Source organism: Burkholderia sp. Bp9099 (genome assembly GCF_003857805.1).
Lineage (GTDB): Bacteria > Pseudomonadota > Gammaproteobacteria > Burkholderiales > Burkholderiaceae > Burkholderia.
Genome location: NZ_QTPU01000023.1, coordinates 94,113 through 120,562, shown reverse-complemented (window position 1 = coordinate 120,562; position 26,450 = coordinate 94,113). Strand labels below are relative to the sequence as shown.

At 65.5% G+C, this 26,450-nt stretch carries 31 protein-coding genes and 1 tRNA gene; 30 read left to right on the top strand and 2 right to left on the bottom strand.

What is annotated here, in order from left to right; translation table 11 throughout:
* Positions 1-26 precede the first annotated feature (26 nt).
* The 21 genes from DIE17_RS25910 (at position 27) to tatC (ending at position 14,753) form a co-directional block, all read left to right on the top strand.
* Positions 27-656 (top strand): phospholipid-binding protein MlaC, encoded by a 630-nt coding sequence (locus tag DIE17_RS25910; protein WP_044846000.1) that lies wholly within the window; start codon positions 27-29, stop codon positions 654-656.
* A complete protein-coding gene (locus DIE17_RS25905) occupies positions 653-928 on the top strand; it encodes a lipid asymmetry maintenance protein MlaB (protein WP_044845962.1) in 276 nt (91 codons plus the stop codon). Before DIE17_RS25910 ends, DIE17_RS25905 begins: the two co-directional genes overlap by 4 nt.
* A gap of 192 nt (positions 929-1,120) precedes the next feature.
* The gene (locus DIE17_RS25900; protein WP_124522232.1) at positions 1,121-2,047 is read left to right on the top strand and encodes an ABC transporter ATP-binding protein; all 927 of its coding nucleotides are present in this window, start codon (positions 1,121-1,123) and stop codon (positions 2,045-2,047) included.
* Positions 2,044-2,799: an ABC transporter permease gene (locus DIE17_RS25895; protein ID WP_044845960.1), complete on the top strand. Its 756-nt coding sequence runs from the start codon at positions 2,044-2,046 to the stop codon at positions 2,797-2,799. Before DIE17_RS25900 ends, DIE17_RS25895 begins: the two co-directional genes overlap by 4 nt.
* A gap of 50 nt (positions 2,800-2,849) precedes the next feature.
* Positions 2,850-3,089: a BolA family protein gene (locus tag DIE17_RS25890; RefSeq protein ID WP_006477131.1), complete on the top strand. Its 240-nt coding sequence runs from the start codon at positions 2,850-2,852 to the stop codon at positions 3,087-3,089.
* Positions 3,090-3,103: 14 nt separating this feature from the next.
* Positions 3,104-4,453, top strand: coding sequence for a UDP-N-acetylglucosamine 1-carboxyvinyltransferase (gene murA, locus DIE17_RS25885; RefSeq protein ID WP_124522231.1), 1,350 nt, complete (start codon positions 3,104-3,106; stop codon positions 4,451-4,453).
* The gene (gene hisG / locus DIE17_RS25880) at positions 4,450-5,103 is read left to right on the top strand and encodes an ATP phosphoribosyltransferase (RefSeq protein ID WP_006751807.1); all 654 of its coding nucleotides are present in this window, start codon (positions 4,450-4,452) and stop codon (positions 5,101-5,103) included. The genes murA and hisG overlap by 4 nt, the downstream gene beginning before the upstream one ends.
* 24 nt (positions 5,104-5,127) lie before the next feature.
* Positions 5,128-6,444 (top strand): histidinol dehydrogenase, encoded by a 1,317-nt coding sequence (gene hisD, locus DIE17_RS25875; RefSeq protein WP_124522230.1) that lies wholly within the window; start codon positions 5,128-5,130, stop codon positions 6,442-6,444.
* A gap of 122 nt (positions 6,445-6,566) precedes the next feature.
* A complete protein-coding gene (hisC, locus tag DIE17_RS25870; RefSeq protein WP_044845957.1) occupies positions 6,567-7,640 on the top strand; it encodes a histidinol-phosphate transaminase in 1,074 nt (357 codons plus the stop codon).
* 65 nt (positions 7,641-7,705) lie between these two features.
* Entirely contained in the window at positions 7,706-8,293 is a 588-nt protein-coding gene (hisB, locus tag DIE17_RS25865; protein ID WP_006751804.1) for an imidazoleglycerol-phosphate dehydratase HisB, read from the top strand.
* Positions 8,294-8,355: 62 nt separating this feature from the next.
* The gene (locus DIE17_RS25860) at positions 8,356-8,976 is read left to right on the top strand and encodes a YchE family NAAT transporter (RefSeq protein ID WP_044845956.1); all 621 of its coding nucleotides are present in this window, start codon (positions 8,356-8,358) and stop codon (positions 8,974-8,976) included.
* Complete coding sequence (gene hisH, locus DIE17_RS25855) at positions 8,973-9,614, top strand: imidazole glycerol phosphate synthase subunit HisH (protein ID WP_044845955.1); 642 nt, start codon at positions 8,973-8,975, stop codon at positions 9,612-9,614. The genes DIE17_RS25860 and hisH overlap by 4 nt, the downstream gene beginning before the upstream one ends.
* A 163-nt stretch (positions 9,615-9,777) precedes the next feature.
* On the top strand, positions 9,778-10,533 hold the full coding sequence (gene hisA, locus DIE17_RS25850) for a 1-(5-phosphoribosyl)-5-[(5-phosphoribosylamino)methylideneamino]imidazole-4-carboxamide isomerase (protein ID WP_034183653.1): 756 nt from the start codon (positions 9,778-9,780) through the stop codon (positions 10,531-10,533).
* A gap of 104 nt (positions 10,534-10,637) precedes the next feature.
* Positions 10,638-11,411: an imidazole glycerol phosphate synthase subunit HisF gene (gene hisF / locus DIE17_RS25845; protein WP_044845999.1), complete on the top strand. Its 774-nt coding sequence runs from the start codon at positions 10,638-10,640 to the stop codon at positions 11,409-11,411.
* The gene (gene hisI / locus DIE17_RS25840) at positions 11,411-11,827 is read left to right on the top strand and encodes a phosphoribosyl-AMP cyclohydrolase (protein WP_124522228.1); all 417 of its coding nucleotides are present in this window, start codon (positions 11,411-11,413) and stop codon (positions 11,825-11,827) included. Before hisF ends, hisI begins: the two co-directional genes overlap by 1 nt.
* Positions 11,824-12,189, top strand: coding sequence for a phosphoribosyl-ATP diphosphatase (locus DIE17_RS25835; RefSeq protein ID WP_044845953.1), 366 nt, complete (start codon positions 11,824-11,826; stop codon positions 12,187-12,189). The genes hisI and DIE17_RS25835 overlap by 4 nt, the downstream gene beginning before the upstream one ends.
* A gap of 71 nt (positions 12,190-12,260) precedes the next feature.
* Positions 12,261-12,653, top strand: coding sequence for a DUF4870 family protein (locus DIE17_RS25830; RefSeq protein ID WP_124487859.1), 393 nt, complete (start codon positions 12,261-12,263; stop codon positions 12,651-12,653).
* A gap of 29 nt (positions 12,654-12,682) precedes the next feature.
* Positions 12,683-13,048 (top strand): histidine triad nucleotide-binding protein, encoded by a 366-nt coding sequence (locus tag DIE17_RS25825; RefSeq protein ID WP_044845951.1) that lies wholly within the window; start codon positions 12,683-12,685, stop codon positions 13,046-13,048.
* A gap of 93 nt (positions 13,049-13,141) precedes the next feature.
* Positions 13,142-13,372, top strand: a complete 231-nt coding sequence (gene tatA / locus DIE17_RS25820; RefSeq protein WP_044845950.1) for a Sec-independent protein translocase subunit TatA — start codon at positions 13,142-13,144, stop codon at positions 13,370-13,372.
* Between the two features lie 26 nt (positions 13,373-13,398).
* Entirely contained in the window at positions 13,399-13,929 is a 531-nt protein-coding gene (gene tatB / locus DIE17_RS25815; protein WP_044845949.1) for a Sec-independent protein translocase protein TatB, read from the top strand.
* A gap of 41 nt (positions 13,930-13,970) precedes the next feature.
* Complete coding sequence (gene tatC / locus DIE17_RS25810; RefSeq protein ID WP_044845948.1) at positions 13,971-14,753, top strand: twin-arginine translocase subunit TatC; 783 nt, start codon at positions 13,971-13,973, stop codon at positions 14,751-14,753.
* A gap of 242 nt (positions 14,754-14,995) precedes the next feature.
* Here the strand turns inward: tatC and DIE17_RS25805 are convergent, their stop codons facing one another.
* The gene (locus DIE17_RS25805; RefSeq protein ID WP_044845947.1) at positions 14,996-16,201 is read right to left on the bottom strand and encodes a Do family serine endopeptidase; all 1,206 of its coding nucleotides are present in this window, start codon (positions 16,199-16,201) and stop codon (positions 14,996-14,998) included.
* Between the two features lie 21 nt (positions 16,202-16,222).
* Here DIE17_RS25805 and DIE17_RS25800 point away from each other — a divergent pair, with 21 nt between their 5' ends.
* The 8 genes from DIE17_RS25800 to DIE17_RS25765 all read left to right on the top strand — a co-directional run bounded on the left by DIE17_RS25800 (position 16,223) and on the right by DIE17_RS25765 (position 22,025).
* The gene (locus DIE17_RS25800; RefSeq protein ID WP_044845946.1) at positions 16,223-16,969 is read left to right on the top strand and encodes a Nif3-like dinuclear metal center hexameric protein; all 747 of its coding nucleotides are present in this window, start codon (positions 16,223-16,225) and stop codon (positions 16,967-16,969) included.
* A 218-nt stretch (positions 16,970-17,187) separates the two neighbouring features.
* Entirely contained in the window at positions 17,188-17,808 is a 621-nt protein-coding gene (gene petA, locus DIE17_RS25795; protein WP_124522227.1) for a ubiquinol-cytochrome c reductase iron-sulfur subunit, read from the top strand.
* Positions 17,805-19,187: a cytochrome bc complex cytochrome b subunit gene (locus DIE17_RS25790; RefSeq protein ID WP_124487862.1), complete on the top strand. Its 1,383-nt coding sequence runs from the start codon at positions 17,805-17,807 to the stop codon at positions 19,185-19,187. The genes petA and DIE17_RS25790 overlap by 4 nt, the downstream gene beginning before the upstream one ends.
* A gap of 21 nt (positions 19,188-19,208) precedes the next feature.
* Positions 19,209-19,967, top strand: a complete 759-nt coding sequence (locus DIE17_RS25785; protein WP_124487863.1) for a cytochrome c1 — start codon at positions 19,209-19,211, stop codon at positions 19,965-19,967.
* 94 nt (positions 19,968-20,061) lie between these two features.
* On the top strand, positions 20,062-20,673 hold the full coding sequence (locus tag DIE17_RS25780; RefSeq protein WP_006400565.1) for a glutathione S-transferase N-terminal domain-containing protein: 612 nt from the start codon (positions 20,062-20,064) through the stop codon (positions 20,671-20,673).
* Between the two features lie 71 nt (positions 20,674-20,744).
* Positions 20,745-21,266, top strand: a complete 522-nt coding sequence (locus DIE17_RS25775; RefSeq protein WP_044845942.1) for a ClpXP protease specificity-enhancing factor — start codon at positions 20,745-20,747, stop codon at positions 21,264-21,266.
* A gap of 19 nt (positions 21,267-21,285) precedes the next feature.
* Positions 21,286-21,361, top strand: a tRNA-Thr gene (locus DIE17_RS25770).
* 460 nt (positions 21,362-21,821) lie between these two features.
* Positions 21,822-22,025: a hypothetical protein gene (locus DIE17_RS25765; RefSeq protein ID WP_044845939.1), complete on the top strand. Its 204-nt coding sequence runs from the start codon at positions 21,822-21,824 to the stop codon at positions 22,023-22,025.
* 79 nt (positions 22,026-22,104) lie between these two features.
* Here DIE17_RS25765 and DIE17_RS25760 read toward each other — a convergent pair whose 3' ends face one another.
* A complete protein-coding gene (locus tag DIE17_RS25760) occupies positions 22,105-22,905 on the bottom strand; it encodes a cystine ABC transporter substrate-binding protein (protein ID WP_044845938.1) in 801 nt (266 codons plus the stop codon).
* Positions 22,906-23,265: 360 nt separating this feature from the next.
* Here DIE17_RS25760 and DIE17_RS25755 point away from each other — a divergent pair, with 360 nt between their 5' ends.
* Positions 23,266-26,445, top strand: coding sequence for a type VI secretion system Vgr family protein (locus tag DIE17_RS25755; protein WP_124522226.1), 3,180 nt, complete (start codon positions 23,266-23,268; stop codon positions 26,443-26,445).
* Positions 26,446-26,450: the final 5 nt, after the last annotated feature.

Genomic DNA, 26,450 nt, shown 5'->3' with positions numbered 1-26,450 from the left:
ATCGACTCTTCATGCAGGTCTCCATGATGAAAAAACTGTTCCTGATTCCCGTTTTCGCGGCGCTGTTCTCGTTCGGCAGCGCAGCTCACGCGCAAGTCGACCAGTCGAACCCGCAGGCGCTGATCAAGACGGCGACGCAGCAGGTGCTCGACGAGGTCAAGCAGCAGACAATCAAGCAGGGCGACACCAACCGCATCATTACGATCGTCAACAAGGACATCCTGCCGTACACCGATTTCCGCCGCACCACGCAGCTCGCGATGGGCCGCAACTGGCGCACGGCGTCGGCCGAGCAGCAGCAACAGGTTCAGGAGCAGTTCAAGCTGCTGCTGATCCGCACGTATTCGGGCGCGCTTGCGCAGCTGAAGCCGGACCAGCAGATCCAGTACCCGCCGTTCCGTGCCGATCCGGCCGACACCGACGTCGTCGTGAAGACGGTCGCGATGAACAACGGCCAGCCGGTCCAGATCGATTACCGCCTGTACAAGACGGCCAACGGCTGGAAGGTGTATGACCTGAACGTGCTGGGCGCATGGCTGATCCAGACGTACCAGCAGCAGTTCAACGAGAAGATCCAGCAAAGCGGCGTGGACGGCCTGATCAAGTTCCTGACGCAGCGCAACCAGGAACTTGCCGCCGGCAAGCAGGCGTCGTGAGCGGCTTCGCGGCCGGCTCCTCGCTGACCGTCGCGAGCGCGAAGTCCGCGCTCGCGGACGGTCTCGCGCGCATCGACGCGGGCGAAACCGCCGTCGACTGCGCGGCGCTGACGCAGTTCGACTCGTCCGCGCTCGCCGTGCTGCTCGCATGGCAACGTGCCGCCAAAGCGCGCGGTGCGACCCTCGACATCCTCAATCTCCCCTCGAAGCTCGCCAGCCTCGCGCGCGCCTACGGCGTCGACGCGCTCATCGACGGCACCGGGCGACATTGACCCTGTCCGACCGAAGCCTGCCGCGCCAGCCGGCGCGCGCACGCTTCAGGCCGCGCGCCTTAGGCGCCGGCTCCACCAGCCGGTTTGCCCTATAATCAAGCGTTTTGCGGGGCAGCCAATCGGCGTCCGGCCCCCATTTTCTTTCGCAGCACGCACAGAATAGGCGTCGCGGCCCCTGCGCCGCGCACAGTCATGTCAGCCATAGAAATCCGTCACGTCAGGAAGCGCTACAAATCGCTTCAGGCGCTCAAGGGCGTCAGCCTGTCGGTCGAGGAGGGCGAGTTTTTCGGTCTGCTCGGCCCGAACGGCGCAGGCAAGACCACGCTCATCAGTATCCTCGCCGGGCTCGCCCGGGCCGATGAAGGCAGTATCTCGGTGCGCGGCCACGACGTCGTCAAGGACTTCCGCGGTGCGCGCCGCGCGCTCGGCGTCGTGCCGCAGGAACTCGTGTTCGACCCGTTCTTCACCGTCCGCGAGACGCTGCGGATCCAGTCCGGCTATTTCGGGCTGCGCCGCAACGACGACTGGATCGACGAAGTGATGGCCAATCTCGACCTCACCGAGAAGGCCGACGCGAACATGCGCGCGCTGTCGGGTGGCATGAAGCGCCGCGTGCTGGTCGCACAGGCGCTCGTGCACCGGCCGCCCGTGATCGTGCTCGACGAGCCGACGGCCGGCGTCGACGTCGAACTGCGCCAGACGCTGTGGAAATTCATCTCGCGGCTGAACCGCGAAGGCCACACGATCGTCCTGACCACGCATTACCTCGAGGAAGCCGAGTCGCTGTGCGACCGCATCGCGATGCTGCGCCGCGGGGAGGTCGTCGCGCTCGACCGCACCGACGCGCTGCTGCGGCGCTTCGCGGGGTTGCAGCTGTACCTGCGACTGGCAACGGGCGCGCTGCCCGCCGAGCTGCGCGGGCTGGAGACCGATCCGGCCGCACGCGCGCCGGGCGAGCATCTGCTGCGTCTCGCGAGCTACGACGATGTCGAACGGATTCTCGCGCAGTGTCGCGCGGCGGGCTGCACGTTCGACGAGATCGAGGTCCGCAAGGCGGACCTCGAGGATGTGTTCGTCCAGGTGATGAACGGAGCAGAAGTCGTCGAGGGATTGGCATGAGCGGTTTTCAAACGCTGTTCTACAAGGAACTCTTGCGTTTCTGGAAGGTGTCGTTCCAGACGGTGTGCGCACCGATCGTGACGGCGCTGCTGTACCTGACGATCTTCGGCCACGCGCTGTCGGGCCGAGTCGAGGTGTATCCGGGCGTCGAGTACGTGAGCTTCCTGGTCCCCGGCCTCGTGATGATGAGCGTGCTGCAGAACGCATTCGCGAACAGCTCGTCGTCGCTGATCCAGTCGAAGATCACCGGCAACCTCGTGTTCGTGCTGCTGCCGCCGCTGTCCTACAAGGATATCTTCGGCGCGTACGTGCTCGCGTCCGTCGTGCGCGGGCTCTCGGTCGGCGCGGGCGTGTTCGTCGTGACGATCTGGTTTATCCCGATGCATTTCGCGGCGCCGCTGTTCATCATCGCGTTCGCGCTGCTCGGCTCGGCGATCCTCGGCACGCTCGGGCTGATCGCCGGGATCTGGGCCGAGAAGTTCGACCAGCTCGCCGCGTTCCAGAACTTCCTGATCATGCCGCTGACGTTCCTGTCCGGCGTGTTCTATTCGACGCACTCGCTGCCGCCCGTGTGGCGCGAGATCTCGCGTCTCAACCCGTTTTTCTACATGATCGACGGCTTCCGTTTCGGGTTCTTCGGCGCGTCCGACATCAACCCGCTCGCAAGCCTCGCGATCGTCACCGGTTTCTTCGTGCTGCTCGCGATGTTCGCGATGCGGCTGCTCGCGACCGGCTACAAACTGCGTCATTGATATCGACGGCGGCGGCCGCCACGGGCGGCGCGCGCCGACAGGAGCCCCTCATGTTGCCGACTCCCGAACAGGTCAAGCAATACATCGCCGGCGGTCTCGCCTGCACTCATCTGGAAGTCGAAGGCGACGGCCAGCATTTCTTCGCGACGATCGTGTCGGCGGCCTTCGAAGGCAAGCGGCCGATCCAGCGGCACCAGCTCGTCTATGCGGCGCTCGGCGATCGCATGAAGCAGGAAATTCACGCGCTCAGCATGAAGACGCTGACGCCCGCCGAATGGCAGAACGCATAAACCGGAACCACTGAGTGCAAGTCACCGTCAACGAGCGCGACGCCGTCCAGAGCGTCGCCACGGCACACCCGGCCGCCAACGGGGAATCGCAGGGACATGGGATGGACAAGCTGGTGATCGAAGGCGGTCGCCGGTTGTCGGGCGAGATCGTCGTGTCGGGCGCGAAGAACGCCGCACTGCCGATCCTGTGCGCGGGGCTGCTCAGCGCCGAGCCGGTCGAACTCGACAACGTGCCGAACCTGAAGGACGTGCGCACCACGCTGAAGGTGCTGAACCAGATGGGCGTGAAGAGCGAAACGGACGGCTGCCGCGTGCAGCTCGACGCATCGCGCGTCGACAACCTCGTCGCGCCGTACGAGCTCGTCAAGACGATGCGCGCGTCGATCCTCGTGCTCGGGCCGCTGCTCGCGCGCTTCGGCGAGGCCAAGGTGTCGCTGCCGGGCGGCTGCGCGATCGGCGCGCGGCCGGTCGACCAGCACATCAAGGGCCTGCAGGCGATGGGCGCCGAGATCAGCATCGAGCACGGCTTCATCGAGGCACGCGCGAAGCGCCTGAAGGGCGCGCGCATCGTGACCGACATGATCACGGTGACGGGGACGGAAAACCTGCTGATGGCCGCGACGCTGGCCGACGGCGAGACGGTGATCGAGAACGCGGCACGCGAGCCGGAAGTGAGCGATCTCGCACACTTGCTGGTCGCGATGGGCGCGAAAATCGACGGCATCGGCACCGACCGCCTCGTGATCCAGGGCGTCGAGCGGCTGCACGGCGCACGCCATTCGGTGATTCCCGACCGCATCGAGGCCGGCACGTTCCTGTGCGCGGTCGCGGCGGCGGGCGGCGACGTGATGCTGACGGGCGTGCGCACGCACATCCTCGACGCGGTGATCGACAAGCTGCGCGAGGCCGGCGTGTCGATCGAGGAAGGCGACAGCTGGTTGCGCGTGAAGATGGACCGCCGCCCGCAGGCGGTGACGATCCGCACGTCGGAATACCCGGCGTTCCCGACCGACATGCAGGCTCAGTTCATGGCCCTCAATTCGGTCGCGACGGGCACCGCGCAGGTCGTCGAGACCATCTTCGAGAACCGCTTCATGCACGTGCAGGAGCTGAACCGGCTCGGCGCGAACATCACGATCGACGGCAACACGGCGCTCGTGACGGGCGTCGACAAGCTGTCCGGCGCGAACGTGATGGCGACCGACCTGCGCGCGTCGGCGAGCCTCGTGATCGCCGGGCTGCGCGCCGAAGGCGAAACGCTCGTCGACCGCATCTATCACCTGGACCGCGGCTACGACCGCATGGAAACCAAACTGACCGCCGTCGGCGCGAACGTGCGCCGCCTCTCCGGGAGCCAAGCATGACCGCGCCGCTGACCCTCGCCCTGTCGAAGGGCCGGATTTTCGAGGAAACCCTGCCGCTGCTGGCGGCCGCCGGCGTGCAGGTGGCCGAGGATCCGGAAACGTCGCGCAAGCTGATCCTGCCGACGACCGACCCGAACCTGCGCGTGATCATCGTGCGCGCGAGCGACGTGCCGACCTATGTCGAATACGGCGCGGCCGACTTCGGCGTGGCCGGCAAGGACGTGCTGGTCGAGCACGGCGGCTCGGGCCTCTACCAGCCGATCGATCTGAACATTGCACGCTGCCGGATGTCGGTCGCCGTGCCGGCCGGTTTCGACTACGCGAACGCGGTGCGCCAGGGCGCGCGCCTGCGGGTCGCGACCAAGTACGTCGAAACGGCACGCGAACACTTCGCCGCGAAGGGCGTGCACGTCGACCTGATCAAGCTGTACGGCTCGATGGAGCTGGCGCCGCTCGTCGGGCTGGCCGACGCGATCGTCGACCTCGTCAGCTCGGGCGGCACGCTGAAGGCGAACAATCTGGTCGAGGTCGAGGAGATCATGGCGATCTCGTCGCGCCTCGTCGTGAACCAGGCTGCGCTGAAGTTGAAGCGCGCGGCGCTCAAGCCGATTCTCGACGCGTTCGAACGCGCGTCGCAGAATGGCAATTGAGCGCATCACCGTAACGGAACTTCCATGGCCATCACCATCCGCAAACTCGATTCGACCAGCGACGGCTTCGACGCCGCGCTGCGTGCGGTGCTCGCGTTCGAGGCGAGCGAGGACGAAGCGATCGAGCAGTCGGTCGCGCAGATTCTCGCCGACGTGAAGTCGCGCGGCGACGCCGCGGTGCTCGAGTACACGAACCGCTTCGACCGGCTGGACGCCAGCAGCGTCGCCGCGCTCGAACTGCCGCAGGACGCGCTGCAGACGGCGCTCGACGGCCTCGCGCCGAAGGCGCGCGCGGCGCTGGAAGCCGCCGCCGCACGCGTGCGGGCGTATCACGAGAAACAGAAGATCGAGTGCGGCACCCATAGCTGGCAGTACACGGAAAGCGACGGCACGGTGCTCGGCCAGAAGGTCACGCCGCTCGACCGCGTCGGCCTGTACGTGCCGGGCGGCAAGGCCGCCTATCCGTCGTCGGTGCTGATGAACGCGATTCCCGCGCGGGTCGCGGGCGTCGGCGAGATCGTGATGGTCGTGCCGACCCCGGACGGCGTGAAGAACGACCTCGTGCTCGCCGCGGCGCTGCTCGGCGGCGTCGATCGCGTGTTCACGATCGGTGGCGCGCAGGCGGTCGGCGCGCTCGCGTTCGGCACGGCCACGGTGCCGGCGGTCGACAAGATCTGCGGGCCGGGCAATGCGTACGTCGCGTCCGCCAAGCGCCGCGTGTTCGGCACGGTCGGCATCGACATGATCGCCGGACCATCGGAAATCCTCGTGCTGTGCGACGGCACGACCGATCCGAGCTGGGTCGCGATGGACCTGTTCTCGCAGGCCGAACACGACGAACTCGCGCAGTCGATCCTGCTGTGCCCGGACGCCGCGTTCCTCGAGCGCGTCGAGAAGGCGATCGACGAGCTGCTGCCGACGATGCCGCGCCAGGACGTGATCCGCGCGTCGCTCGAAGGCCGCGGCGCGCTGATCAAGGTGCGCGACATGGCCGAAGCGTGCCGGATCGCGAACGACATCGCGCCCGAGCACCTCGAGATTTCCGCGCTGGAGCCGCAGCAATGGGGCCAGCAGATCCGCCACGCCGGCGCGATCTTCCTCGGCCGCTACACGAGCGAAAGCCTCGGCGACTACTGCGCCGGCCCGAACCACGTGCTGCCGACCTCGCGCACCGCGCGCTTCTCGTCGCCGCTCGGCGTGTACGACTTCATCAAGCGCTCGAGCCTGATCGAAGTCAGCGCCGAAGGTGCGCAGACGCTGGGCGAGATTGCTTCCGAACTCGCATACGGCGAAGGGTTGCAGGCGCACGCGCGCAGCGCCGAACTCCGGATGAAGGGGTGACCCGCGCGCCGGAGCCGATGCCGACGCATCGACTCCGGACGACGAGGAGACCAAGCGCAGGGCGGCAGCCGCCGCCTTGCCGACCAATTTGACGCCGGCGCGACGCACGCCGGCTTGAGACCATGACGACGCCACAAGACATCATCCGCCGCGACGTGCTCGCAATGACGAGCTACCCGGTGCCCGACGCGAGCGGGTTCGTGAAGCTGGATGCGATGGAGAACCCGTATTCGCTGCCGGCGCCGCTCGCGGCGGCGCTCGGCGAGCGCCTCGCGCAGGTCGCGCTGAACCGCTACCCGGCGCCGCGCCCGGGCGCGCTGCTCGACAAGCTGCGCCGTGCGATGGGCGTGCCGGCCGCGTGCGACGTGCTGCTCGGCAACGGTTCGGACGAAATCATCAGCATGATGTCGGTGGCCTGCGCGAAGCCGGGCGCGAAGGTGCTCGCGCCGGTGCCGGGCTTCGTGATGTACGAACTGTCCGCGAAGTTCGCGCAGCTCGAATTCGTCGGCGTGCCGCTCAAGGCCGACCTGACGCTCGACGCCGACGCGATGATCGCGGCGATCGCCGAGCACCGGCCCGCGATCGTCTATCTCGCATACCCGAACAACCCGACCGGTACGCTGTACGACGAAGCCGACGTCGAGCGGATCATCGCGGCCGCGCGGCACAGCCTGATCGTGATCGACGAGGCGTACCAGCCGTTCGCGGAGCGCTCGTGGCTGCCGCGTGCCGCCGAGTTCGACAACGTCGTCGTGATGCGCACGGTCTCGAAGCTCGGCCTCGCGGGAATCCGCCTCGGCTATCTCGCCGGGCTGCCGACGTGGCTGACCGAGTTCGACAAGGTGCGCCCGCCGTACAACATCAACGTGCTGACCCAGGCGACCGCCGATTTCCTGCTCGACCACCTCGACGTGCTCGACGCGCAGGCGGCCGAACTGCGTGCGGAACGCACGCGCCTCGCGCAGGCCGTGGCCGCGCTGCCGGGCGCGACGGTGTTCCCGAGCGCCGGCAATTTCCTGCTGGTGCGCGTGCCGGACGCGGCGGCCGTGTTCGATGCGTTGCTCACCGAGCGGGTGCTGGTCAAAAACGTGAGTAAAATGCATCCGTTGCTGGCCGAATGCGTGCGGCTGACCGTCGGTTCTCCCGACGAAAACGCGCGCCTGCTGGCTGCCTTGAAACTCGCGCTGCCCGGTTGACCCCAGGGCGCGGCGGCGCGCGACGATCAATCCCCATTTACATCAGACTCAATCAAGGAATTGCCATGCGTGTGGCGGAAGTCGTTCGCAATACCAGCGAAACGCAGATCCGTGTGAAGCTCGATCTCGACGGTACGGGCCGGCAGAAGCTGGCCACCGGCGTGCCGTTTCTCGACCATATGCTCGATCAGATCGCGCGACATGGTCTGATCGATCTCGAGGTCGAAGCGCATGGCGATACGCATATCGACGACCACCATACGGTCGAGGACGTCGGCATCACGCTCGGTCAGGCCGTCGCGAAGGCGATCGGCGACAAGAAGGGCATCCGCCGCTACGGCCATTCGTACGTGCCGCTCGACGAGGCGCTGTCGCGCGTCGTGATCGACTTCTCGGGCCGGCCGGGTCTCGAATTCCACGTGCCGTTCACGCGCGCGCGGATCGGCACGTTCGACGTCGACCTGTCGATCGAATTCTTCCGCGGGTTCGTGAACCACGCGGGCGTCACGCTGCACATCGACAACCTGCGCGGGATCAACGCGCACCACCAGCTCGAAACGGTGTTCAAGGCCTTCGGCCGGGCGCTGCGTGCGGCGGTGGAGCTCGACGAGCGCGCGGCGGGGCAGATTCCGTCGACGAAGGGCAGCCTCTAACTTTCGAACGGACAGGACGCCACGGACAACCTCACGGCTTCGGCGCGGCGCGCCGGCTTGCGATGGATCTGCTCAAATCGTTCATTTCCCTGCTCGCGCTGATCAATCCGGTCGGCGCGGTGCCGTTCTTCCTGAGCCTGACGGCGCAGCAGACGGACGACGAGCGGCGCCGCACGATCCGGATCGCGTCGGTGTCGGTGTTCTGCGTGATGACGGTGACGACGCTGCTCGGGCAGCAGATCATCGACTTCTTCGGCATATCGGTCGGCTCGCTCGAAGTGGGCGGCGGGATCATCATGCTGCTGATGGCGATCAGCATGCTGAACGCTCAGGCCGGCAACACCCGCTCGACGCCGGAGGAGCGCCATGAAGCCGAGCAGAAGGACAACATCGCGGTCGTGCCGCTGGCGATTCCGCTGCTCACGGGCCCCGGCTCGATCAGCACGGTGATCATCTATGCGGCGAACTCGCATCACTGGTATGAGCGAGCCGGGCTCGTCGCGATCGGCGCGGCGCTGGCTCTGCTGTGTTTCTTCGCGATGCGGCTTGCCGAGCCGATCGCGAACTGGATCGGCCGCACCGGCATCAACATCGCCACGCGGCTGATGGGTTTGATGCTGTCGGCGCTGGCGGTGGAATTCATCGTCAATGGACTGAGGGCGCTACTGCCTGCACTGAGATGAAAACTTCGATTGCGATTGTGGATTATGGGATGGGCAACCTGCGCTCGGTCGCGCAGGCGCTCAAGAAGGCCGAACCGGCCGCCGACGTGGCGATCGTCGACACGCCGGCCGCGATTCGCGCGGCCGACCGTGTCGTGCTGCCCGGCCAGGGCGCGATGCCCGACTGCATGCGCTGCCTCGGCGAATCGGGGCTGCAGGAAGCGGTGATCGAGGCGTCGCGCACGAAGCCGCTGCTCGGCGTGTGCGTCGGCGAGCAGATGCTGTTCGACTGGAGCGCGGAAGGCGACACGAAGGGCCTGGGCCTGCTGCCCGGCAAGGTCGTGCGCTTCGAGCTCGACGGCCGGCTGCAGGACGACGGCTCGCGCTTCAAGGTGCCGCAGATGGGCTGGAACCGCGTGCGCCAGTCGCAGCCGCACCCGCTGTGGGACGGCGTGCCCGACGACGCGTATTTCTACTTCGTTCACAGCTATTACGTGAGCCCGGACAACCCGGCGCACACGGTCGGCGAAACGGCCTACGGCGCGCCGTTTACGTCAGCGGTCGCGCGGGACAATCTCTTCGCGACCCAATTCCACCCCGAGAAAAGCGCGGAAGTCGGGTTGCGTCTGTATCGCAACTTCGTACACTGGAAGCCGTGAACGTGGTGCGCGAGCCACAGTCGACAGGGCGCAAACGCCTGTCGTGCGGGGCTCGCACGCTTAAGCACCGAAAGAGTTGTACTAAACTAGCGAGACGGCGCGGCACCGGTTTGGCCGGTGCGCGCCGGATTCTTTTCATTTTCCACGACGACACCCGATTGCTATGTTGCTGATTCCGGCCATCGATCTCAAAGACGGTCAGTGTGTGCGCCTCAAACAGGGCGATATGGACCAGGCCACGATTTTCTCCGAGGACCCGGCGGCGATGGCCCGCAAGTGGGTCGATCTCGGCGCCCGGCGGCTGCATCTGGTCGACCTGAACGGCGCATTCGCCGGCAAGCCGAAGAATCTCGAGGCGATCGAAGCGATCCTCGACGAAGTCGGCGACGAAATCCCCGTTCAGCTCGGCGGCGGCATCCGCAGCCTCGAGACGATCGAGAAGTATCTCGACGCGGGCCTGTCCTACGTGATCATCGGCACCGCGGCCGTGAAGGATCCGGGCTTCCTGCAGGACGCGTGCACCGCGTTCGCGGGCAACATCATCGTCGGCCTGGACGCGAAGGACGGCAAGGTCGCGACCGACGGCTGGAGCAAGCTGACGGGCCATGAGGTGATCGATCTCGCGCAGAAGTTCGAGGACTACGGCGTCGAGTCGATCGTCTACACGGACATCGGCCGCGACGGGATGCTGCAGGGCATCAATATCGAGGCGACCGTGAAGCTCGCGCAGGCGGTCGGCATTCCGGTGATCGCCAGCGGCGGCCTGTCGAACCTCACGGACATCGAGAACCTGTGCGAAGTGGAAGAGCACGGCGTCGAAGGCGTGATCTGCGGCCGTGCGATCTACTCCGGCGATCTCGATTTCGCGGCCGCGCAAAAGCGCGCGGACGAACTGAACGGCGAACTCGACAACGCGTAACCGCGGTGTCCCGTTCGCCGGGGCTGCCCGCAGGCGGCCCCGACCGGAAGCCTCGCGCGAGGCTTCCGCAACCGGCCGTTCCACCGCGGCCTATGGCGTACATCATGGCTCTAGCTAAACGCATCATCCCCTGCCTGGACGTGACTGCCGGGCGTGTCGTCAAGGGCGTCAACTTCGTCGAGCTGCGCGATGCCGGCGACCCCGTCGAAATCGCCCGCCGCTACGACGACCAGGGCGCCGACGAACTGACGTTCCTCGACATCACCGCGACCTCCGACCAGCGCGACCTGATCCTGCCGATCATCGAAGCCGTTGCGTCGCAGGTGTTCATTCCGCTGACCGTCGGCGGCGGCGTGCGCGCCGTCGAGGACGTGCGGCGCCTGTTGAACGCCGGCGCGGACAAGGTCAGCATGAATTCGTCGGCGGTCGCGAACCCGCAGCTCGTGCGTGACGCGGCCGACAAGTACGGCTCGCAGTGCATCGTCGTCGCGATCGACGCGAAGCGCGTGTCGGCCGACGGCGAGGCGCCGCGCTGGGAAGTCTTCACGCACGGCGGCCGCAAGGGCACTGGCCTGGATGCGATCGAATGGGCGCGCAAGATGGCCGAACTCGGCGCGGGCGAGATCCTGCTCACGAGCATGGACCGCGACGGCACGAAGTCGGGCTTCGACCTCGCGCTCACGCGCGGCGTGTCGGACGCGGTGCCGGTGCCGGTGATCGCATCGGGCGGTGTCGGCTGCCTGCAGGATCTCGCGGACGGCATCAAGGACGGCCGCGCGGACGCGGTGCTGGCCGCCAGCATCTTCCACTACGGCGAGCACACGGTCGGCGAGGCGAAGCGCTTCATGGCCGAGCAGGGCATCGCGGTGAGGCTGTGATGAATACGCAAACGAAATCCTTGCCCGCGTGGCTCGACAAGGTCCGCTGGGACGACAACGGCCTCGTGCCGGTGATCGCGCAGGAAGCGTCGACGAACGACGTGCTGATGTTCGCGTGGATGAACCGCGAGGCACTGGCGAAGACGATCGAGACGCAGCGCGCGGTCTACTATTCGCGCTCGCGCAAGCGCCTGTGGTTCAAGGGCGAGGAGTCGGGCCACGTGCAGCACGTGCACGAGGTGCGGCTCGATTGCGACGAGGACGTCGTGCTGCTGAAGGTCGAGCAGGTGTCGGGCATCGCCTGCCACACCGGCCGGCATTCGTGCTTCTTCCAGAAATTCGAAGGTACGGTGGACGGCGGCGACTGGGTCGCGGTCGATCCGGTGCTGAAAGACCCCGAACACATCTACAAATGACGCAATCGACCGAAGACACGCTGCTGCGCCTCGCGGCCGTGATCGATAGCCGCAAGGGCGGCGACCCCGAACAATCGTACGTATCGCGCCTGTTCCACAAGGGCGACGACGCGGTGCTGAAGAAGATCGGCGAAGAGGCGACCGAAGTCGTGCTGGCCGCGAAGGACGTACGCCAGGGCGGCGCGCCGACGGCGCTGGTCGGCGAGGTGGCCGATTTGTGGTTCCACTGCCTCGTGATGCTGTCGCATTTCGACCTGAGCCCGGCCGACGTGATCGCCGAACTCGAGCGCCGCGAAGGGTTGTCGGGCATAGAGGAAAAGGCGCTGCGCAAGCGCCGCGAGCGCGAGGAAAACGGCGGTTGACGGCTCGCGGCCTGCCGCGCCGGCGACAGTGCGGTAAGCTGTAAGAATTGTCATCCAACGGGGGTAGCATCATGACCGATACGCCGAGCCAGCTTCCGACGCCGTCGGTGCCGGGTGCAGCGGACGCCGAGCGGCTGAACGGTTTGCGCACGTTGACGCACGTGCTGTACGGCCTCTACGCGATTCATTGGCTGACGGGCGGCGTCACCGGCCTCATCGCGATCATCATCAACTACGTGAAGCGCGGCGACGTGGCCGGCACGCCGTACGCCGACCATTTCGAGTGGCAGATCCGCACGTTCTGGCGCGCGCTGATCGCTTACGTGATCGGCTTCGCGCTGATGTTCGTGGGCGTGGGATTCGTCATCATGTTTGTCACGTGGATTTGGACGCTGTACCGTATCATCAAAGGTTGGCTGTACCTGAACGACAACAAGACGCTCGATCCGCAGGCCTGGTTCTGACCGGCGCGCGGGCGTTTCGCAGGAGCAACATGAGTCACGATCCGAATTGCCTGTTCTGCAAGATCGCGGCGGGCGAGATCCCGAGCACGAAGGTGCACGAGGACGACGAATTCGTCGCGTTCCGCGACATCCGCCCCGCGGCCGAGACGCATGTGCTCGTGATTCCGCGCCGGCACGTGCCGACGCTGTCGGCGGCGAGCGAGGCCGACGCGCCGATGCTCGGCCGGCTGATGCTGCTGGTCGCGCGTCTGGCCGACCAGCTCGGCGTCGCGTACACGGGCGGCGAAACCGGTTTTCGCACGGTGATCAACACGGGCCCCGGCGGCGGGCAGGAGGTTTACCACCTGCACGCGCACATTCTGGCCGGCCCGCGCCCGTGGCTGCGGATGGGTTGACGTCGCGGGGCGTTTCCCCGCATCGATAGTCGAAGCCGGCGTGCCGCCGGCGATTTGCGCCGCGACGCGGCGTGGTTGAGGAGAGGTTTCATCATGGGTGGATTGAGCATTTGGCACTGGCTGATCGTGCTGCTGATCGTCGCGCTGGTTTTCGGTACGAAGAAGTTGCGCAACATCGGCAACGACCTCGGCAGCGCCGTGAAGGGTTTCAAGGACGGCATGAAGGACGGCGAGACGCCGGCGGATGCGCAGCAGCTGCCGCGCAACGGCTCGGTCGACGTCAACGCGAAGGAAACGACGCGTTCCGACTCGAACAAGGCGTAACGCCGGCACGCTGACAGGCATTCGCGATGCTGGATCTCGGTCTTTCGAAGATGGCGCTGATCGGCGTCGTCGCGCTCGTGGTGCTCGGCCCCGAGCGCCTGCCGCGCGTTGCGCGTACGGCCGGCGCACTGTTCGGCCGCGCGCAGCGGTACATCAACGACGTGAAGGCCGAGGTCTCGCGCGAAATCGAACTCGACGCGTTGCGGACGATGAAGACCGATTTCGAGACGGCCGCGCGCAATGTCGAGACGACGATTCACGACAACCTGCGCGAGCACGAGAAGGAACTGAACGACACGTGGAACTCCGCGGTCGGCGGCCTTAACGAAGGCTCGGTCGATGCCGGTACGTACGGCTCCGACACGCCCGCGGCGCCGTCGTGGCGCGGCAGCACGGCCGCGCTCGCGCCGAAGCGTCGCAACTGGCGTGTGAAACAGGCGGCGACGCCTGTCTGGTACAAGCGCGCGACGACCCGCCGCACGCACGTGCAGTCGGGCGCCGCGCGTGTCGCGCGCCACCAGCCGGCCAGCCTGCGCCGGCCGACGCGCTTCTTCTGAGCCGAGCGCATGCTCGCTCGTCAATCCTACCGAGGGCCGGTGTGAGCGACCCCCAGCAGAACCCGGGCGACGCCCCGGAAGAAACCTTCATTTCCCATCTCGTCGAGCTTCGCGACCGCATCATTCGCGCGGGGCTGGCCGTGATCGTCGTGTTCCTCGGGCTCGTGTACTGGGCGCCCGACATCTTCCGGCTGCTCGCGCGGCCGCTGATGGAAAACCTGCCGAAGGGCGGCAGGATGATCGTGACCGACGTCACCGGCTCGTTCTTCGTGCCGATGAAGGTCACGATGCTCGTCGCGCTCGTGATCGCGTTGCCGATCGTGCTGTACCAGATCTGGGCGTTCGTCGCGCCGGGGCTGTACCAGCACGAGAAGAAGCTCGTCGCGCCGCTCGTCGGCAGCAGCTATGTGCTGTTCCTGTGCGGGATGGCGTTCGCGTACTTCCTCGTGTTCCCGACGATCTTCCGCGTGATGGCGCACTACAACGCACCGCTCGGCGCGGAGATGTCGACCGATATCGACAACTACCTGAGCTTCGTGCTCGGGATGTTCATCGCGTTCGGCGTCACGTTCGAGGTGCCGATCGTCGTCGTGCTGCTCGTCCGGATGGGCGTGCTGACGTTGAAGAAGCTGAAGGAGATGCGGCCGTACGTGATCGTCGGCGCGTTCGTCGTCGCGGCGGTCGTGACGCCGCCGGACGTGTTCTCGCAGCTGATGCTCGCGTTGCCGCTCGTCGTGCTGTTCGAGATCGGGCTGCTGGCCGCGCGATTCTTCGTGCCGAAGCCGACGGAAGAACCCGAGGCGGAGAACGGCGCCGCGAGTTGATGCGGGACCGGTGCGCGGCGGCCGGCATGATCGCGGTCGTCGATACGGCCCCTCGACAGCGTTGAAGCCGCGCGCGCCGACCGGATGGCGCAGATCGCGAGGGTGCCCGCAGCTTCTTCACCGTGAAGAAGGCATGCCGGAGCAACGCCGCCGGACCAAAGCAACAGGGCAGCCGATCAGGCTGCCCTTTTTTGTTTCCGTCCTTGGCCGGCAAGCGGCGCCGGTACGCCGCCCGCCGGAGATCATTCGCTGTCGCTGTCCTGTTCGTCGAGCGCCTGCTTCGGCGGCGGCGGGCGCTTGCCGATCACGACCTTCACGTCGAACTCCTTGCCCTTGCGCACGACATGCACCTTGGTCGGCGTGCCCGGCTTGATCTGCGCGACGGTGTTCAGCAGCTTCGTCGTGTCGGTGATGTCGTCGCCGTTCACGCTCACGAGGATGTCGCCCGGCTTGATGCCGGCCTTGTCGGCCGGCCCGCCCTGCAGCACGCCCGCGACGATCGCGCCCGACTTCTGCTGGAGCCCGAACGATTCGGCGATTTCCGGCGTGACGTCCTGCGGCTCGACGCCGATCCAGCCGCGCGTGACCGAGCCCGTCGTGATGATGCTTTCGAGCACGGTGCGCGCGGTCGACACGGGAATCGCGAAGCCGATGCCGAGCGAGCCGCCCGAGCGCGAGTAGATCGCCGTGTTGATGCCGAGCAGGTTGCCGTTGACGTCGACCAGCGCGCCGCCCGAGTTGCCCGGGTTGATCGGCGCGTCGGTCTGGATGAAGTTCTCGAACGTGTTGATGCCGAGGTGATTGCGGCCGAGCGCGCTGATGATCCCCATCGTGACCGTCTGGCCTACGCCGAACGGGTTGCCGATCGCGAGCACGACGTCGCCGACCCGCGACTGGTCGGAACGGCCGAGCGTGATCGTCGGCAGGTTCGTCATGTTGATCTTCAGCACGGCGAGGTCGGTTTCCGGGTCGCTGCCGATCACCTTCGCGGTGCCCGTGCGGCCGTCGGCGAGCGCGACTTCGATCTGGTCGGCGCCGTCCACGACGTGCTGGTTCGTTAGAATGTAACCTTCAGGGCTCACGATAACGCCCGAGCCCAGGTTGGCGGCCGGTTCGTCGTGCTGCTTGCGCGCATTGCGGTCGCCGAAGAAGTAGCGGAACAGCGGATCCTTCGCGCGCGGATCGGGCGGCAGCGAGCCGTCCTTGCTGGAGAAGACGTTGACGACGGCGGGCATCGCCTTTTGCGCGGCCTCGGCGTACGACGTGGTCGCGGGGGCGCCGCCGATGCCCGGTGCGACTTCGCGCAGCGCGACGATCGGCGTGGCGAGCTGCTTGCCGAGCTGTCCTTGCCGTTGCAGCCATTGCGGCTTGAGCGTCACGACGATGAACATCAGCGCGAGCAGTACGGTCACCGCCTGCGCGAAGAACAGCCAGAAGCGTCTAAGCATCTGAAAGGATTAGAGGTTTATATGGATCGGATCGAACTTGAATTGTACTTGAACAATACCCTTGAAATCGCGCGCTTCAAGGACTATTGCCCGAACGGCCTCCAGGTCGAGGGGCGCCGCAAGATCGAGAAGATCGCCACCGGCGTGACGGCGTCGGTCGCGTTCCTCGAAGCCGCGCTCGAATGGGGCGCGGATGCGGTGCTCGTCCATCACGGCTATTTCTGGCGCAACGAGGCGCCGCAGATTACCGGCCGAAAGTACCAGCGGCTGAAGCTGCTGCTCGCGAACGATCTGAACCTGTTCGCATTCCACCTGCCGCTCGACGCGCACCCCGAGTTCGGCAACAACGCGCAGCTCGGCGAGAAGCTCGGGCTGCTCGGCGAGCAGCGTTTCGGCGATGGCGACCTCGGCTGGATGGCCACGCTGCCGATGCCCGTCTCGCTCGAGCACTTCGTCGCGAAGGTCGAGCGCACGCTCGGCCGCACGCCGCTCGTGCTCGGCGATCCGGAGATGCAGTTGCGCCGCATCGCATGGTGTACGGGCGCCGCGCAAAGCTATTTCGACGCGGCGATCGACGCGGGCGCCGACGTGTTCCTGACCGGCGAGGTGTCGGAATCCGTCACGCACGCGTCGGCCGAAAGCGGCGTCGCGTTCGTTGCGGCAGGGCACCACGCGACCGAGCGCTACGGAATCCAGGCGCTCGGCGCCCACTTGTCCGAAGAATTCGATCTCGAACACCTTTTTATCGATATTCATAATCCGGTCTGAACGCCGGATTTGCGGCGGTGCACCGAAAATTCGCAATGTAGCGCATGCTTAAAAGCGAAATGATTTAATCGCTCCGATAGTGGGGGAAAACCCTTAACTATCAATTACTTCGAAGGGATTTTCGTCTCCGGGCCTTGTAAATGGCGACTCCATTCGCGCAAACTAGCGGCGGAATGAAAAGTCGTGACGGAAAATCCAACTCAGAAGTGGGGCGTGTGATGCGAGACAAGGAAGAGAAACGCGTCGACAGCGGCCGCCGTACCTGGCTGATTGCGACATCCGTAGCAGGTGGCGTGGGAGGCGTAGCCACCGTCATACCTTTCGCGGCGTCGCTTGCGCCGTCCGCGAAAGCGAAAGCGGCCGGAGCCCCGGTCGAGGTCGACATCAGCAGCCTGAAGCCCGGCGAGATGGTCACGGTGCCGTGGCGCGGCAAACCCGTCTGGATCCTGAATCGCACCGATTCGATGCTGGCCGACGTCGTCAAGGCCGACAAGGAAGTGGCCGATCCGACCTCGAAATCCCCGTATTCGATGCCGTTGCCCGCGTATTGCGCGAACGAATATCGCTCGCGGGCCGATCGCAAGAACATTCTCGTCGTGATGGCCGTGTGTACGCACCTCGGCTGCACGCCTAGCCAACGCTTCACGCCGGGTCCGCAGCCGAACCTGCCGGACGACTGGCCGGGCGGCTTCCTGTGCCCGTGCCACGGTTCGACCTACGACCTCGCCGGCCGCGTGTTCAAGAACAAGCCGGCGCCCCAGAATCTCGACATCCCGCCCTACATGTTCACGTCGGCGACGACCCTCGTGATCGGCAAGGACGAGAAAGGAGAAGCGTGATGGCCGACAACAAGGAAGTCTCCACGACAGGTCTCACCGGCTGGGTCGACCAGCGCTTCCCGCTCACGTCCACCTGGAAGAAGCACGTTTCCGAGTACTACGCGCCGAAGAACTTCAACTTCTGGTACTTCTTCGGCTCACTCGCGCTGCTGGTGCTCGTCAACCAGATCGTCACGGGCATCTTCCTGACGATGAACTACAAGCCCGATTCGACGCTCGCGTTCGCATCGGTCGAGTACATCATGCGCGAGGTGCCGTGGGGCTGGCTGATCCGCTACATGCACTCGACCGGTGCGTCGATGTTCTTCGTCGTCGTGTACCTGCACATGTTCCGCGGGCTGATGTACGGGTCGTACCGCAAGCCGCGCGAACTCGTGTGGATCTTCGGCTGCGCGATCTTCCTGTGCCTGATGGCCGAGGCGTTCTTCGGCTACCTGCTGCCGTGGGGCCAGATGTCGTTCTGGGGCGCGCAGGTGATCGTGAACCTGTTCTCGGCGATCCCGTTCGTCGGCCCGGACCTGTCGTTGTGGATCCGCGGCGACTACGTCGTTTCCGACGTCACGCTGAACCGCTTCTTCGCGTTCCACGTGATCGCGATTCCGCTCGTGCTGGTCGGCCTCGTGATCGCGCACCTCGTCGCGCTCCACGAAGTGGGGTCGAACAACCCGGACGGCATCGAGATCAAGGCGAAGAAGGACGCGGACGGCATTCCGCTCGACGGCATCCCGTTCCACCCGTACTACTCGGTGCACGATTTCTTCGGCGTCTGCGTGTTCCTGATGGTGTTCGCGCTGATCGTGTTCTTCTCGCCGGAGATGGGCGGCTACTTCCTCGAGTCGAACAACTTCGTCCCGGCGAATCCGCTGCAGACGCCGCCGGAAATCGCGCCGGTGTGGTACTTCACCGCGTTCTACGCGATGCTGCGCGCGACCACCGACCCGTTCAAGATCGTGCTGATGATCGTGATCGCGCTGCTCGGCGTGCTCGCGCTGATCCGTGCGCGCGGCAAGTGGAAGGTCGGGCTGCCGGTGCTGGCCGCGGCGATCGTCGTATTCATGTTCCTGACGGAATCGAAGTTCTGGGGCGTCGTCGTGATGGGCTCGGCGGTGATCACGCTGTTCTTCCTGCCGTGGCTCGACCGCAGCCCGGTGAAGTCGATCCGCTACCGGCCGCTGTTCCACAAGGTGTTCCTCGGGATCTTCGTCGCGGCGTTCCTGATCCTCGCGTTCCTCGGCACGCGGCCGCCATCGCCGGTCTCGACGCTGATCGCGCAGGGCTGTGCGCTGATCTACTTCGCGTTCTTCCTCGGCATGCCCGTCTGGACGCCGCTTGGCACGTTCAAGCAGCCGCCGGAGCGGGTGCGCTTCAAGCCCCATTAACGAGAGCGAGGAGAGAACGACATGAAGAAACTGCTTTCGACGCTCGCGCTGATCGGGGCGACGGCCGTCGCGCTGCTGGCGGCGCCGGCCGTGCACGCGGAGGGTAATTTTCCGCTCGACCGGGCGCCCGATAACACGGAAAATCTCGTTTCGCTTCAGCACGGCGCGCAATTGTTTGTAAACTATTGCCTGAACTGCCACAGCGCGAACCTGATGCGCTACAACCGTCTGACGGATCTGGGCATATCCCAGAAGGAGATCGAAACGAATCTCCTGTTCACGACCGACAAGGTCGGGAACACGATGTCCGTCGCGATGCGGCCCGAAGACGCGAAGAACTGGCTCGGCACGACACCGCCCGACCTGTCGGTCGAGGAGCGGGCGCGCGGTCGCGACTGGCTGTACACGTATCTGCGGAGTTTCTACCGCGACGATACGCGGCCGAGCGGTTGGAACAACGCGGTGTTCGAGAACGTCGGCATGCCCCATGTATTGTGGCAACTGCAGGGGCAGCGCACTGCCAAATTCGAAGACAAGACGGACGAGGAGACGGGCGAGAAGGTCCACACGCTCGTCGGCTTCCAGCAGGTCACGCCGGGGACGTTGTCGCCGCCGGACTATGATGCTGCGGTGGCCGACCTGGTGGCCTATATGACATGGATGTCCGAGCCGGCCCAGCAGACCCGCAAACGCCTCGGCGTGTGGGTGCTGGTCTTTCTCGGTGTCCTGACTTTCCTGGCCTGGCGGCTCAATGCCGCGTACTGGAAAGATATCAAGTAAACACGCCTGACCGGCGTGGGGCCGGCGCAAGGCGGAACCCGTGAAAGGGGTTGCGCCGCGTGCCGGCCCTCGGCTTTTTTGAGGAAACGCAAATATGATGGTTCTGTATTCCGGCACAACTTGCCCGTTCTCCCAGCGTTGCCGGCTGGTGCTGTTCGAGAAGGGGATGGATTTCGAGATCCGTGACGTCGACCTGTTCAACAAGCCGGAAGACATCTCGGTGATGAACCCGTACGGTCAGGTGCCGATTCTGGTCGAACGCGACCTGATCCTGTACGAATCGAACATCATCAACGAATACATCGACGAGCGCTTCCCGCACCCGCAACTGATGCCGGCCGACCCGGTGCAGCGCGCCCGTGCACGCCTGTTCCTGCTCAACTTCGAGAAGGAGCTGTTCGTTCACGTCAGCACGCTCGAGAACGAGAAGGGCAAGGCAGCGGAGAAGAACCACGAGAAGGCACGCCTCGCGATCCGCGATCGCCTGACGCAACTCGCGCCGATCTTCGTGAAGAACAAGTACATGCTCGGCGAGGAGTTCTCGATGCTCGACGTCGCGATCGCGCCGCTGCTGTGGCGTCTGGATCACTACGGCATCGAACTGTCGAAGAACGCCGCGCCGCTGATGAAGTATGCCGAGCGGATCTTCAGCCGTCCGGCCTATATCGAAGCACTGACGCCGTCCGAAAAGGTCATGCGTCGTTGATGATGCAATGAGGGCAAGACGGAGCGGGCGGCGCGGCGTGCCGCGTGCCCGCTCCGGGTTCGAGGATTGTGATGCAAGAGATTTCAACGAAGCCTTATCTGCTGCGCGCGCTGTACGAGTGGTGCACCGATAACGGTTACACGCCGCATATCGCGGTGAGGGTCGACAACTCGACGCGCGTGCCGCGTCAGTTCGTGCGTGACGGCGAGATCGTGCTCAACATCAGCTTCGAGGCGACGAGCCAGCTGCAGATGGGTAACGAGTGGATCGAGTTCACCGCCCGGTTCTCCGGGAAGGCGCACAAGATCGAGATTCCGGTGGCCAACGTGCTCGCGATCTACGCGCGCGAGAACGGCCAGGGGATGGCGTTCCAGGTCGATGCGGTGGCGGGCGAGGGCGCGGATTCGGGCGCGTTCGAGGACGATGCCGAGCAGGCCGATGAGGTGCGGCGCGACGAGTCGCCTGTCGTGCTGGCGCCGGTTGCCGATCAAGGTGCGAACGAAGAACCGTCCGAAGGCGCCGACGAACCGCCGAAAACCGACGGGGATGGCTCGAAAGGCGGCAGCAGACCTCGCCTCAAGATCGTGAAATGAGGTAGAATCTCGCGCTTACGCCGGCTTAGCTCATCTGGTAGAGCAGTTGATTTGTAATCATCAGGTGGCGGGTTCGAGTCCTGCAGCCGGCACCATATTGAACGAAGGGCCGGGAGATTGATTCTCCCGGCCCTTTGTTTTTTTGGATATCCAAGGCGAAACACGCGACGCCGACCGCATGGCAAACCGGCTTCGGCATACGGCATCCAACTCGGTCACAAGCATCGCCCTCGAGGCTGAAGATGCCTACGCTCCCGCCCCGATCCGCACGACGTGCGCTGCGCTGGCAATCCGAGTGCGCATCGCACATCGTTGCGCCCCCCTTTCCCTGTCACGCCCGCGTCATGCTGCGCCCCTAACGTTGCACGTTCCGCCGCGGCGCCACCGTCGCGATTCGGGCGTGCGTAACCCGCACGCGACGCCGTGCTTGCGTCGCGCAACGGTCAACCGGGATCTCGCTCCCGGCGGCGCATCGACTATGCCTCGCGTCATTCCATTCAAAAACACGATCGACGCCGTTCGAACCGGATCGCGGACGATCAGGAGACAAGGACCATGTTGAGTCCGCATGAATTCTCGATGCTGCTGCGCATAGCCCGCGCACCGGACAGCGTCGACCTGGCGAACCCCGCGTTCGCCGTGCTCGTCGAAAAGCGGCTCGTCGACGATACGCAGGTACGCGTGAATGAGGTGGCTGCGCGCCCGGCGCTGACGCCGATCGGCCAGATGCTGCTCGCGCGCTTCGACGAAGCGGCCTGAGCGAAGAGAGCGGGAGAGAAGAGGCGTCACGCCTTCGCCGCAGCGAGTGACGTGACGCAACGCGAGCGCGGCGAACCGCTTACTGCGCGACCGGCACCGTCACGTCGCTGCCGAACCAGTGCATCGAGATCTTCTTCAACGTGCCTTCCTTGCGCAGTGACTCCAGCGCATCGTTGATCGCCTTCTCGAACTTCGGATTGCCCTTGCGGAACGGGATCGCCATCTCCTGCTTGCCGCCGTTCAGCACCGCGCCCGAGCGCAGCGGCAGGTTCGACGTCTTGATCATGTACGGCAGCATCAGGCGGTCGTCGAGCGTCGCCTCGATCCGGCCTGCCGCGAGATCACGCAGCTTTTCCGGTGCGCCAGGATACGTCTGCACCTCGATGCCCGGCACGCTGCGCGCCATCTGGTCGTAGTTGGTGCCGAGCGTCACGCCGAGCTTCTTGCCCTTGAAGTCCTCGAGCGACTTGAAGTTGCGCGTGTCGTCCTTGCGCTGGATCAGCTGCGCGGCCGAGTACGTGTACGGCTCGCTGAAGTCGAGCGCCTCCTTGCGCTGCGGCGTGATCGTGACCTGGTTGACGATCACGTCGAACTTGCCGGCCTGCAGCCCCGCGATGATCCCGCTCCATTCGGTCGGGACGAACTGCGTCTTCACGCCGAGCTTGCCGGCAACCGCATTCGCGACGTCGACGTCGAAGCCCTCGAGCTGACCCGACGTGCCGCGCGAGTTGAACGGCGGATACGTGCCTTCGAGGCCGACGCGCAGCACGCCGGCTTTCTTCACCGAGTCGAGCAGGTCTTCGGCGTGCGCGGCGACGGCCGTGAAACCGAGGGCCGACGCGAGCAGCAGGCCAGATAGCAGGAACTTCGAACGTTTCATCGTGGATCTCCAGTGTTTAGTGTGGTGATGGCGCACCGGGCATCGATCGTGCCCGGGCCGGGCCGAATGACGGGCACGTAGACACTACTCGCAACCGGGCGGCGCCGGAAGTCGAATTGGCCCTGATTGCAATCGATTTCAGCGGGCGGCGGGGTGGCAGCGCGGTGTGACGACGTGGCACGTGAGCGCTGGACGAGCGTTAGAAAGGTTTGCCGTGGACGTTCGGACCAACGATTAAAAATACTCTTTTAAATCAGGTCATTTTCCGAGTCGGCTAGTAATTTGTCTGTAAAATCGCGCGAGCGAAAATCGCATCACGCGCCATCCGAGGGCGCGTCAAAAGAAGAAAAGGCCGTTGCCATGAACATGCAGAACACTGTTGCCGCATTGCGCGGCGGGTTGCTTCAGCAGGACCGGCTGCTGAAGCTCGATACGCCATTGGGCGCCAACGTGCTGACCGTGCAGCGGGCCGTCGGCCGGTCGCGCATCGGGCGCGCGTACGAATTCACGCTCGATGTGCTGTCGACCGACAGCGATCTGGAGCTTAAAAAGCTGATCGCGCAGCCGGTCACGTTGTGGATCCAGCAAGGCGATCGCAGCTACCGGCCGATCAACGGGTACGTGCACACCGCGCGCCGCCTCGGCGCCGACGGCGGGCTCACGACCTATCAGCTCACGTTCGCCGATTTCATCCATTTCCTGAAGTTTCGCCGAGACCAGCGGCTCTGGAACGACACGACCGTCGACCAGATCATCAGCGACGTGCTGAACCAGCATCCGCAGGCGCAGGGGCATTTCCGCTTCGCGCTGTCGAAACCGCTGCCGAGCCGTTCATACACTCGTCAGCACGACACCGACTGGCATTTCGTGCATCGGCTGATGGAGAGCGAAGGCCTCTACAGCACATGGCAGCAGGCCGACGACGGCAAGTCGCATACGCTCGTGATCACCGACAACCTGCAGGCGTTCGCGCCGCTGTCGCCGGAGACCGTGCGCTTCTATCGGGGCGGCGCGGCGAGCGAAGCCGACGCGTTCACGCAATGGTCGGGCTCGCGCACGCTGCAGAGCGTGACCCGGACGACGCGCACGTTCGACTACAAGAATCCGTCGCAACCGTCGAACCCGAAGGGCACGACGCTGCCGACGATGGGCGGCCAGGGCGAATTGCCCGACCAGCTCGAAGTCTACGAGTACACCGGTGCGTACACGTATCTGGACCAGACGCGCGGCGACCATCTGACGAAGCTGCGGATGGAGGAATGGGAGTCGCAAGCGAAGCGCTTCCACGGCGCGGGCGGCGTGCGCGCGATCGATGCCGGCCGTCGTTTTACGCTGGCGGATCATCCCGAACACGATCGCGATCCGGCCGACCAGCGCGAGTTCGCGGCGATCGGCGTCGAATGGTGGATCGAGAACAACCTGCCCGTCGCGAGCAGCAGCGCGGACTTTCCGTACAGCCTGCGCGACGCGTTGACGCAAGCGCAGGAGGGCTACGGTGCCGACGCCGCGTTCCGCGTGCCGCATGACGACGGTTCGGTCGGCTTCTATCTCGTCGAGGTCGAAGCGCAGCGCGTGAGCGTGCCGTATCGCAGCCCGTTCGAGCACGAGAAGCCGAAGATGCATCTCGAGACGGCCATCGTCGTCGGGCCGCAGGGCGAGGAAGTCTATACGGATGAGCTGAACCGGATTCGTGTGCAGTTCGTATGGGATCGTTTGAATCCGGGCAACGAGAACGCGTCGTGCTGGGTGCGCGTCGTGCAGTCGGATACCGGCGGCGGTTACGGTGGCGTGCACGTGCCGCGCATCGGCGAGGAAGTGCTGATCGACTACGTGGGTGGCGATTGCGACCGGCCTTTGGCAGTCGGGCGCGTGTACAACGGCGCGAACCAGCCGCAGTGGCATAGCGACGGGATTCTGTCCGGGTATCGATCGAAAGAGTATTCGGGCAGCGGCTACAACCACCTCGTGATGGACGACGCGACCGGGCAGAACCGCGTGCAGCTGATGAGCAGCAGCGCGAACAGCCTGCTGCATCTCGGCTACCTGATCGACCAGAACGGCAATTCGCGCGGGTCGTATCTGGGCAGCGGGTTCGATCTGCGTTCGGATGCGTATGGCGCGGTGCGGGCGAGTCAGGGCCTGTACGTGACCACGCACCCGAAGGCGCCGAACAGCCAGCCGCTCGACGTGAAGGAAGCGCAGCAGCAACTGGTGACGGGCGAAAGCCTGGTCGAGGCGATGTCGGGCGTGAGCGAGCAGCATCAGGCGGAAAGCCTCAAGGAAGCCCACGACACGATGCGCGCGTTCACCGACGCGACGCAGGACAGCGCGTCGGGCAACGCGTCAGGCGGACGCACGGCAGGCGGCGGCACGGGCAGCGCGAATGCGTTCAAGGAGCCGGTGATGCTGTTCGGCAGCCCGTCGGGGATCGGGATGTCGACACAGCAGTCGCTGCACGTGGTCGCGAACGATCACGTGAACGTCGCGAGCGGACAGAGCGTGCACGTCGCCGCGGGCAAGTCGCTGATCGGCAGCATCGGGCAGAAGCTGAGCCTGTTCGTTCAGAACGCGGGGATGAAGCTGTTCGCCGGCAAGGGCAAGGTCGAGATCCAGGCGCAGTCGGACAACGTCGAGGTGACCGCGCAGAAGGCGGTGAAGGTTGTGTCCGCAACTGACCGGATCGAGATCGCGGCCGACCAGGGGATTCTGCTGACGAGTGGCGGCGGGTACATCCGCATCAAGGACGGCAACATCGAGATTCATACGCCGGGTGCGGTCGATGTGAAGGGCGCGTCGCATACATTCGCGGGGCCGGCGAGCATGGGATATCCGCTGCCGAGCCCGCGGCCGGACCAGCCGGGGCAGTTGGAGCTGTTTCACAAGTACGTGAACGGCGAGGCAGTGAAGGGCGGGCTGTTCACGGTGAGAGACGTGAACGGCGCCGTGCTGAAGAAAGGGGCGCTCGACAACAGCGGTTATACGGCTGTGAGCGGTTTGCCGCCGGGTGCGGTGCGTGTCGAGTTCGGGAAGGATCCGCGCGAGTCGGCTCAACCCGCAAATTACTTCAAGCAGGCGCAGTGGCCGGTCGAGCCCGTCGAGCCGTCGCCGCAGGCGGCGCAAGCCGCGGCGACGGAGCAACTCGCGAGCCAGTTGAAGGGGATGGCGCCTGCGGCGACGACGGCTGCGATGGGGCTTGCGAGCGGAGGTGGAGCCGGTGCTGCGTTGGGCGGACTGGCGAGTTCCGCATTGCCGGCCGCGGCAAGTGCGCTGGGTGGGGCAGGCGCGGTTTCCGCGCTACAGACGGCATCGAGCCTGGGCAGTGCCGCGAAGCAGGTGGCCGGGATGGTGCAGGCAGCTCGCCAAGGTGGGCTCGCGGCGCTGGCCGCGCCGGCTGCGAATGCGGCATCCGGTGCGCTGCAGGGCGCGCTACCCGGTGTCGCCGGGATCGCCGGAAAGGGCGCTACGACGGTGGCGTCAGCCGCCGGTGCGACCGGCATGAAGCTTCCGACGAGCGGGTTCGGCGGACCGCTGAAATCCTGAGAGGG

Coding starts and splice junctions, on each gene's coding strand:
- DIE17_RS25910 (WP_044846000.1), top strand. CDS start 27: ATGAAAAAACTGTTCCTGATTCCCGTTTTCGCGGCGCTGTTCTCGTTC.
- DIE17_RS25900 (WP_124522232.1), top strand. CDS start 1,121: ATGTCAGCCATAGAAATCCGTCACGTCAGGAAGCGCTACAAATCGCTT.
- DIE17_RS25895 (WP_044845960.1), top strand. CDS start 2,044: ATGAGCGGTTTTCAAACGCTGTTCTACAAGGAACTCTTGCGTTTCTGG.
- DIE17_RS25890 (WP_006477131.1), top strand. CDS start 2,850: ATGTTGCCGACTCCCGAACAGGTCAAGCAATACATCGCCGGCGGTCTC.
- hisG (WP_006751807.1), top strand. CDS start 4,450: ATGACCGCGCCGCTGACCCTCGCCCTGTCGAAGGGCCGGATTTTCGAG.
- hisD (WP_124522230.1), top strand. CDS start 5,128: ATGGCCATCACCATCCGCAAACTCGATTCGACCAGCGACGGCTTCGAC.
- hisC (WP_044845957.1), top strand. CDS start 6,567: ATGACGACGCCACAAGACATCATCCGCCGCGACGTGCTCGCAATGACG.
- hisB (WP_006751804.1), top strand. CDS start 7,706: ATGCGTGTGGCGGAAGTCGTTCGCAATACCAGCGAAACGCAGATCCGT.
- DIE17_RS25860 (WP_044845956.1), top strand. CDS start 8,356: ATGGATCTGCTCAAATCGTTCATTTCCCTGCTCGCGCTGATCAATCCG.
- hisH (WP_044845955.1), top strand. CDS start 8,973: ATGAAAACTTCGATTGCGATTGTGGATTATGGGATGGGCAACCTGCGC.
- hisA (WP_034183653.1), top strand. CDS start 9,778: ATGTTGCTGATTCCGGCCATCGATCTCAAAGACGGTCAGTGTGTGCGC.
- hisF (WP_044845999.1), top strand. CDS start 10,638: ATGGCTCTAGCTAAACGCATCATCCCCTGCCTGGACGTGACTGCCGGG.
- hisI (WP_124522228.1), top strand. CDS start 11,411: ATGAATACGCAAACGAAATCCTTGCCCGCGTGGCTCGACAAGGTCCGC.
- DIE17_RS25835 (WP_044845953.1), top strand. CDS start 11,824: ATGACGCAATCGACCGAAGACACGCTGCTGCGCCTCGCGGCCGTGATC.
- DIE17_RS25830 (WP_124487859.1), top strand. CDS start 12,261: ATGACCGATACGCCGAGCCAGCTTCCGACGCCGTCGGTGCCGGGTGCA.
- DIE17_RS25825 (WP_044845951.1), top strand. CDS start 12,683: ATGAGTCACGATCCGAATTGCCTGTTCTGCAAGATCGCGGCGGGCGAG.
- tatA (WP_044845950.1), top strand. CDS start 13,142: ATGGGTGGATTGAGCATTTGGCACTGGCTGATCGTGCTGCTGATCGTC.
- tatB (WP_044845949.1), top strand. CDS start 13,399: ATGCTGGATCTCGGTCTTTCGAAGATGGCGCTGATCGGCGTCGTCGCG.
- DIE17_RS25805 (WP_044845947.1), bottom strand. CDS start 16,201: ATGCTTAGACGCTTCTGGCTGTTCTTCGCGCAGGCGGTGACCGTACTG.
- DIE17_RS25800 (WP_044845946.1), top strand. CDS start 16,223: ATGGATCGGATCGAACTTGAATTGTACTTGAACAATACCCTTGAAATC.
- petA (WP_124522227.1), top strand. CDS start 17,188: ATGCGAGACAAGGAAGAGAAACGCGTCGACAGCGGCCGCCGTACCTGG.
- DIE17_RS25785 (WP_124487863.1), top strand. CDS start 19,209: ATGAAGAAACTGCTTTCGACGCTCGCGCTGATCGGGGCGACGGCCGTC.
- DIE17_RS25780 (WP_006400565.1), top strand. CDS start 20,062: ATGATGGTTCTGTATTCCGGCACAACTTGCCCGTTCTCCCAGCGTTGC.
- DIE17_RS25775 (WP_044845942.1), top strand. CDS start 20,745: ATGCAAGAGATTTCAACGAAGCCTTATCTGCTGCGCGCGCTGTACGAG.
- DIE17_RS25765 (WP_044845939.1), top strand. CDS start 21,822: ATGTTGAGTCCGCATGAATTCTCGATGCTGCTGCGCATAGCCCGCGCA.
- DIE17_RS25760 (WP_044845938.1), bottom strand. CDS start 22,905: ATGAAACGTTCGAAGTTCCTGCTATCTGGCCTGCTGCTCGCGTCGGCC.
- DIE17_RS25755 (WP_124522226.1), top strand. CDS start 23,266: ATGAACATGCAGAACACTGTTGCCGCATTGCGCGGCGGGTTGCTTCAG.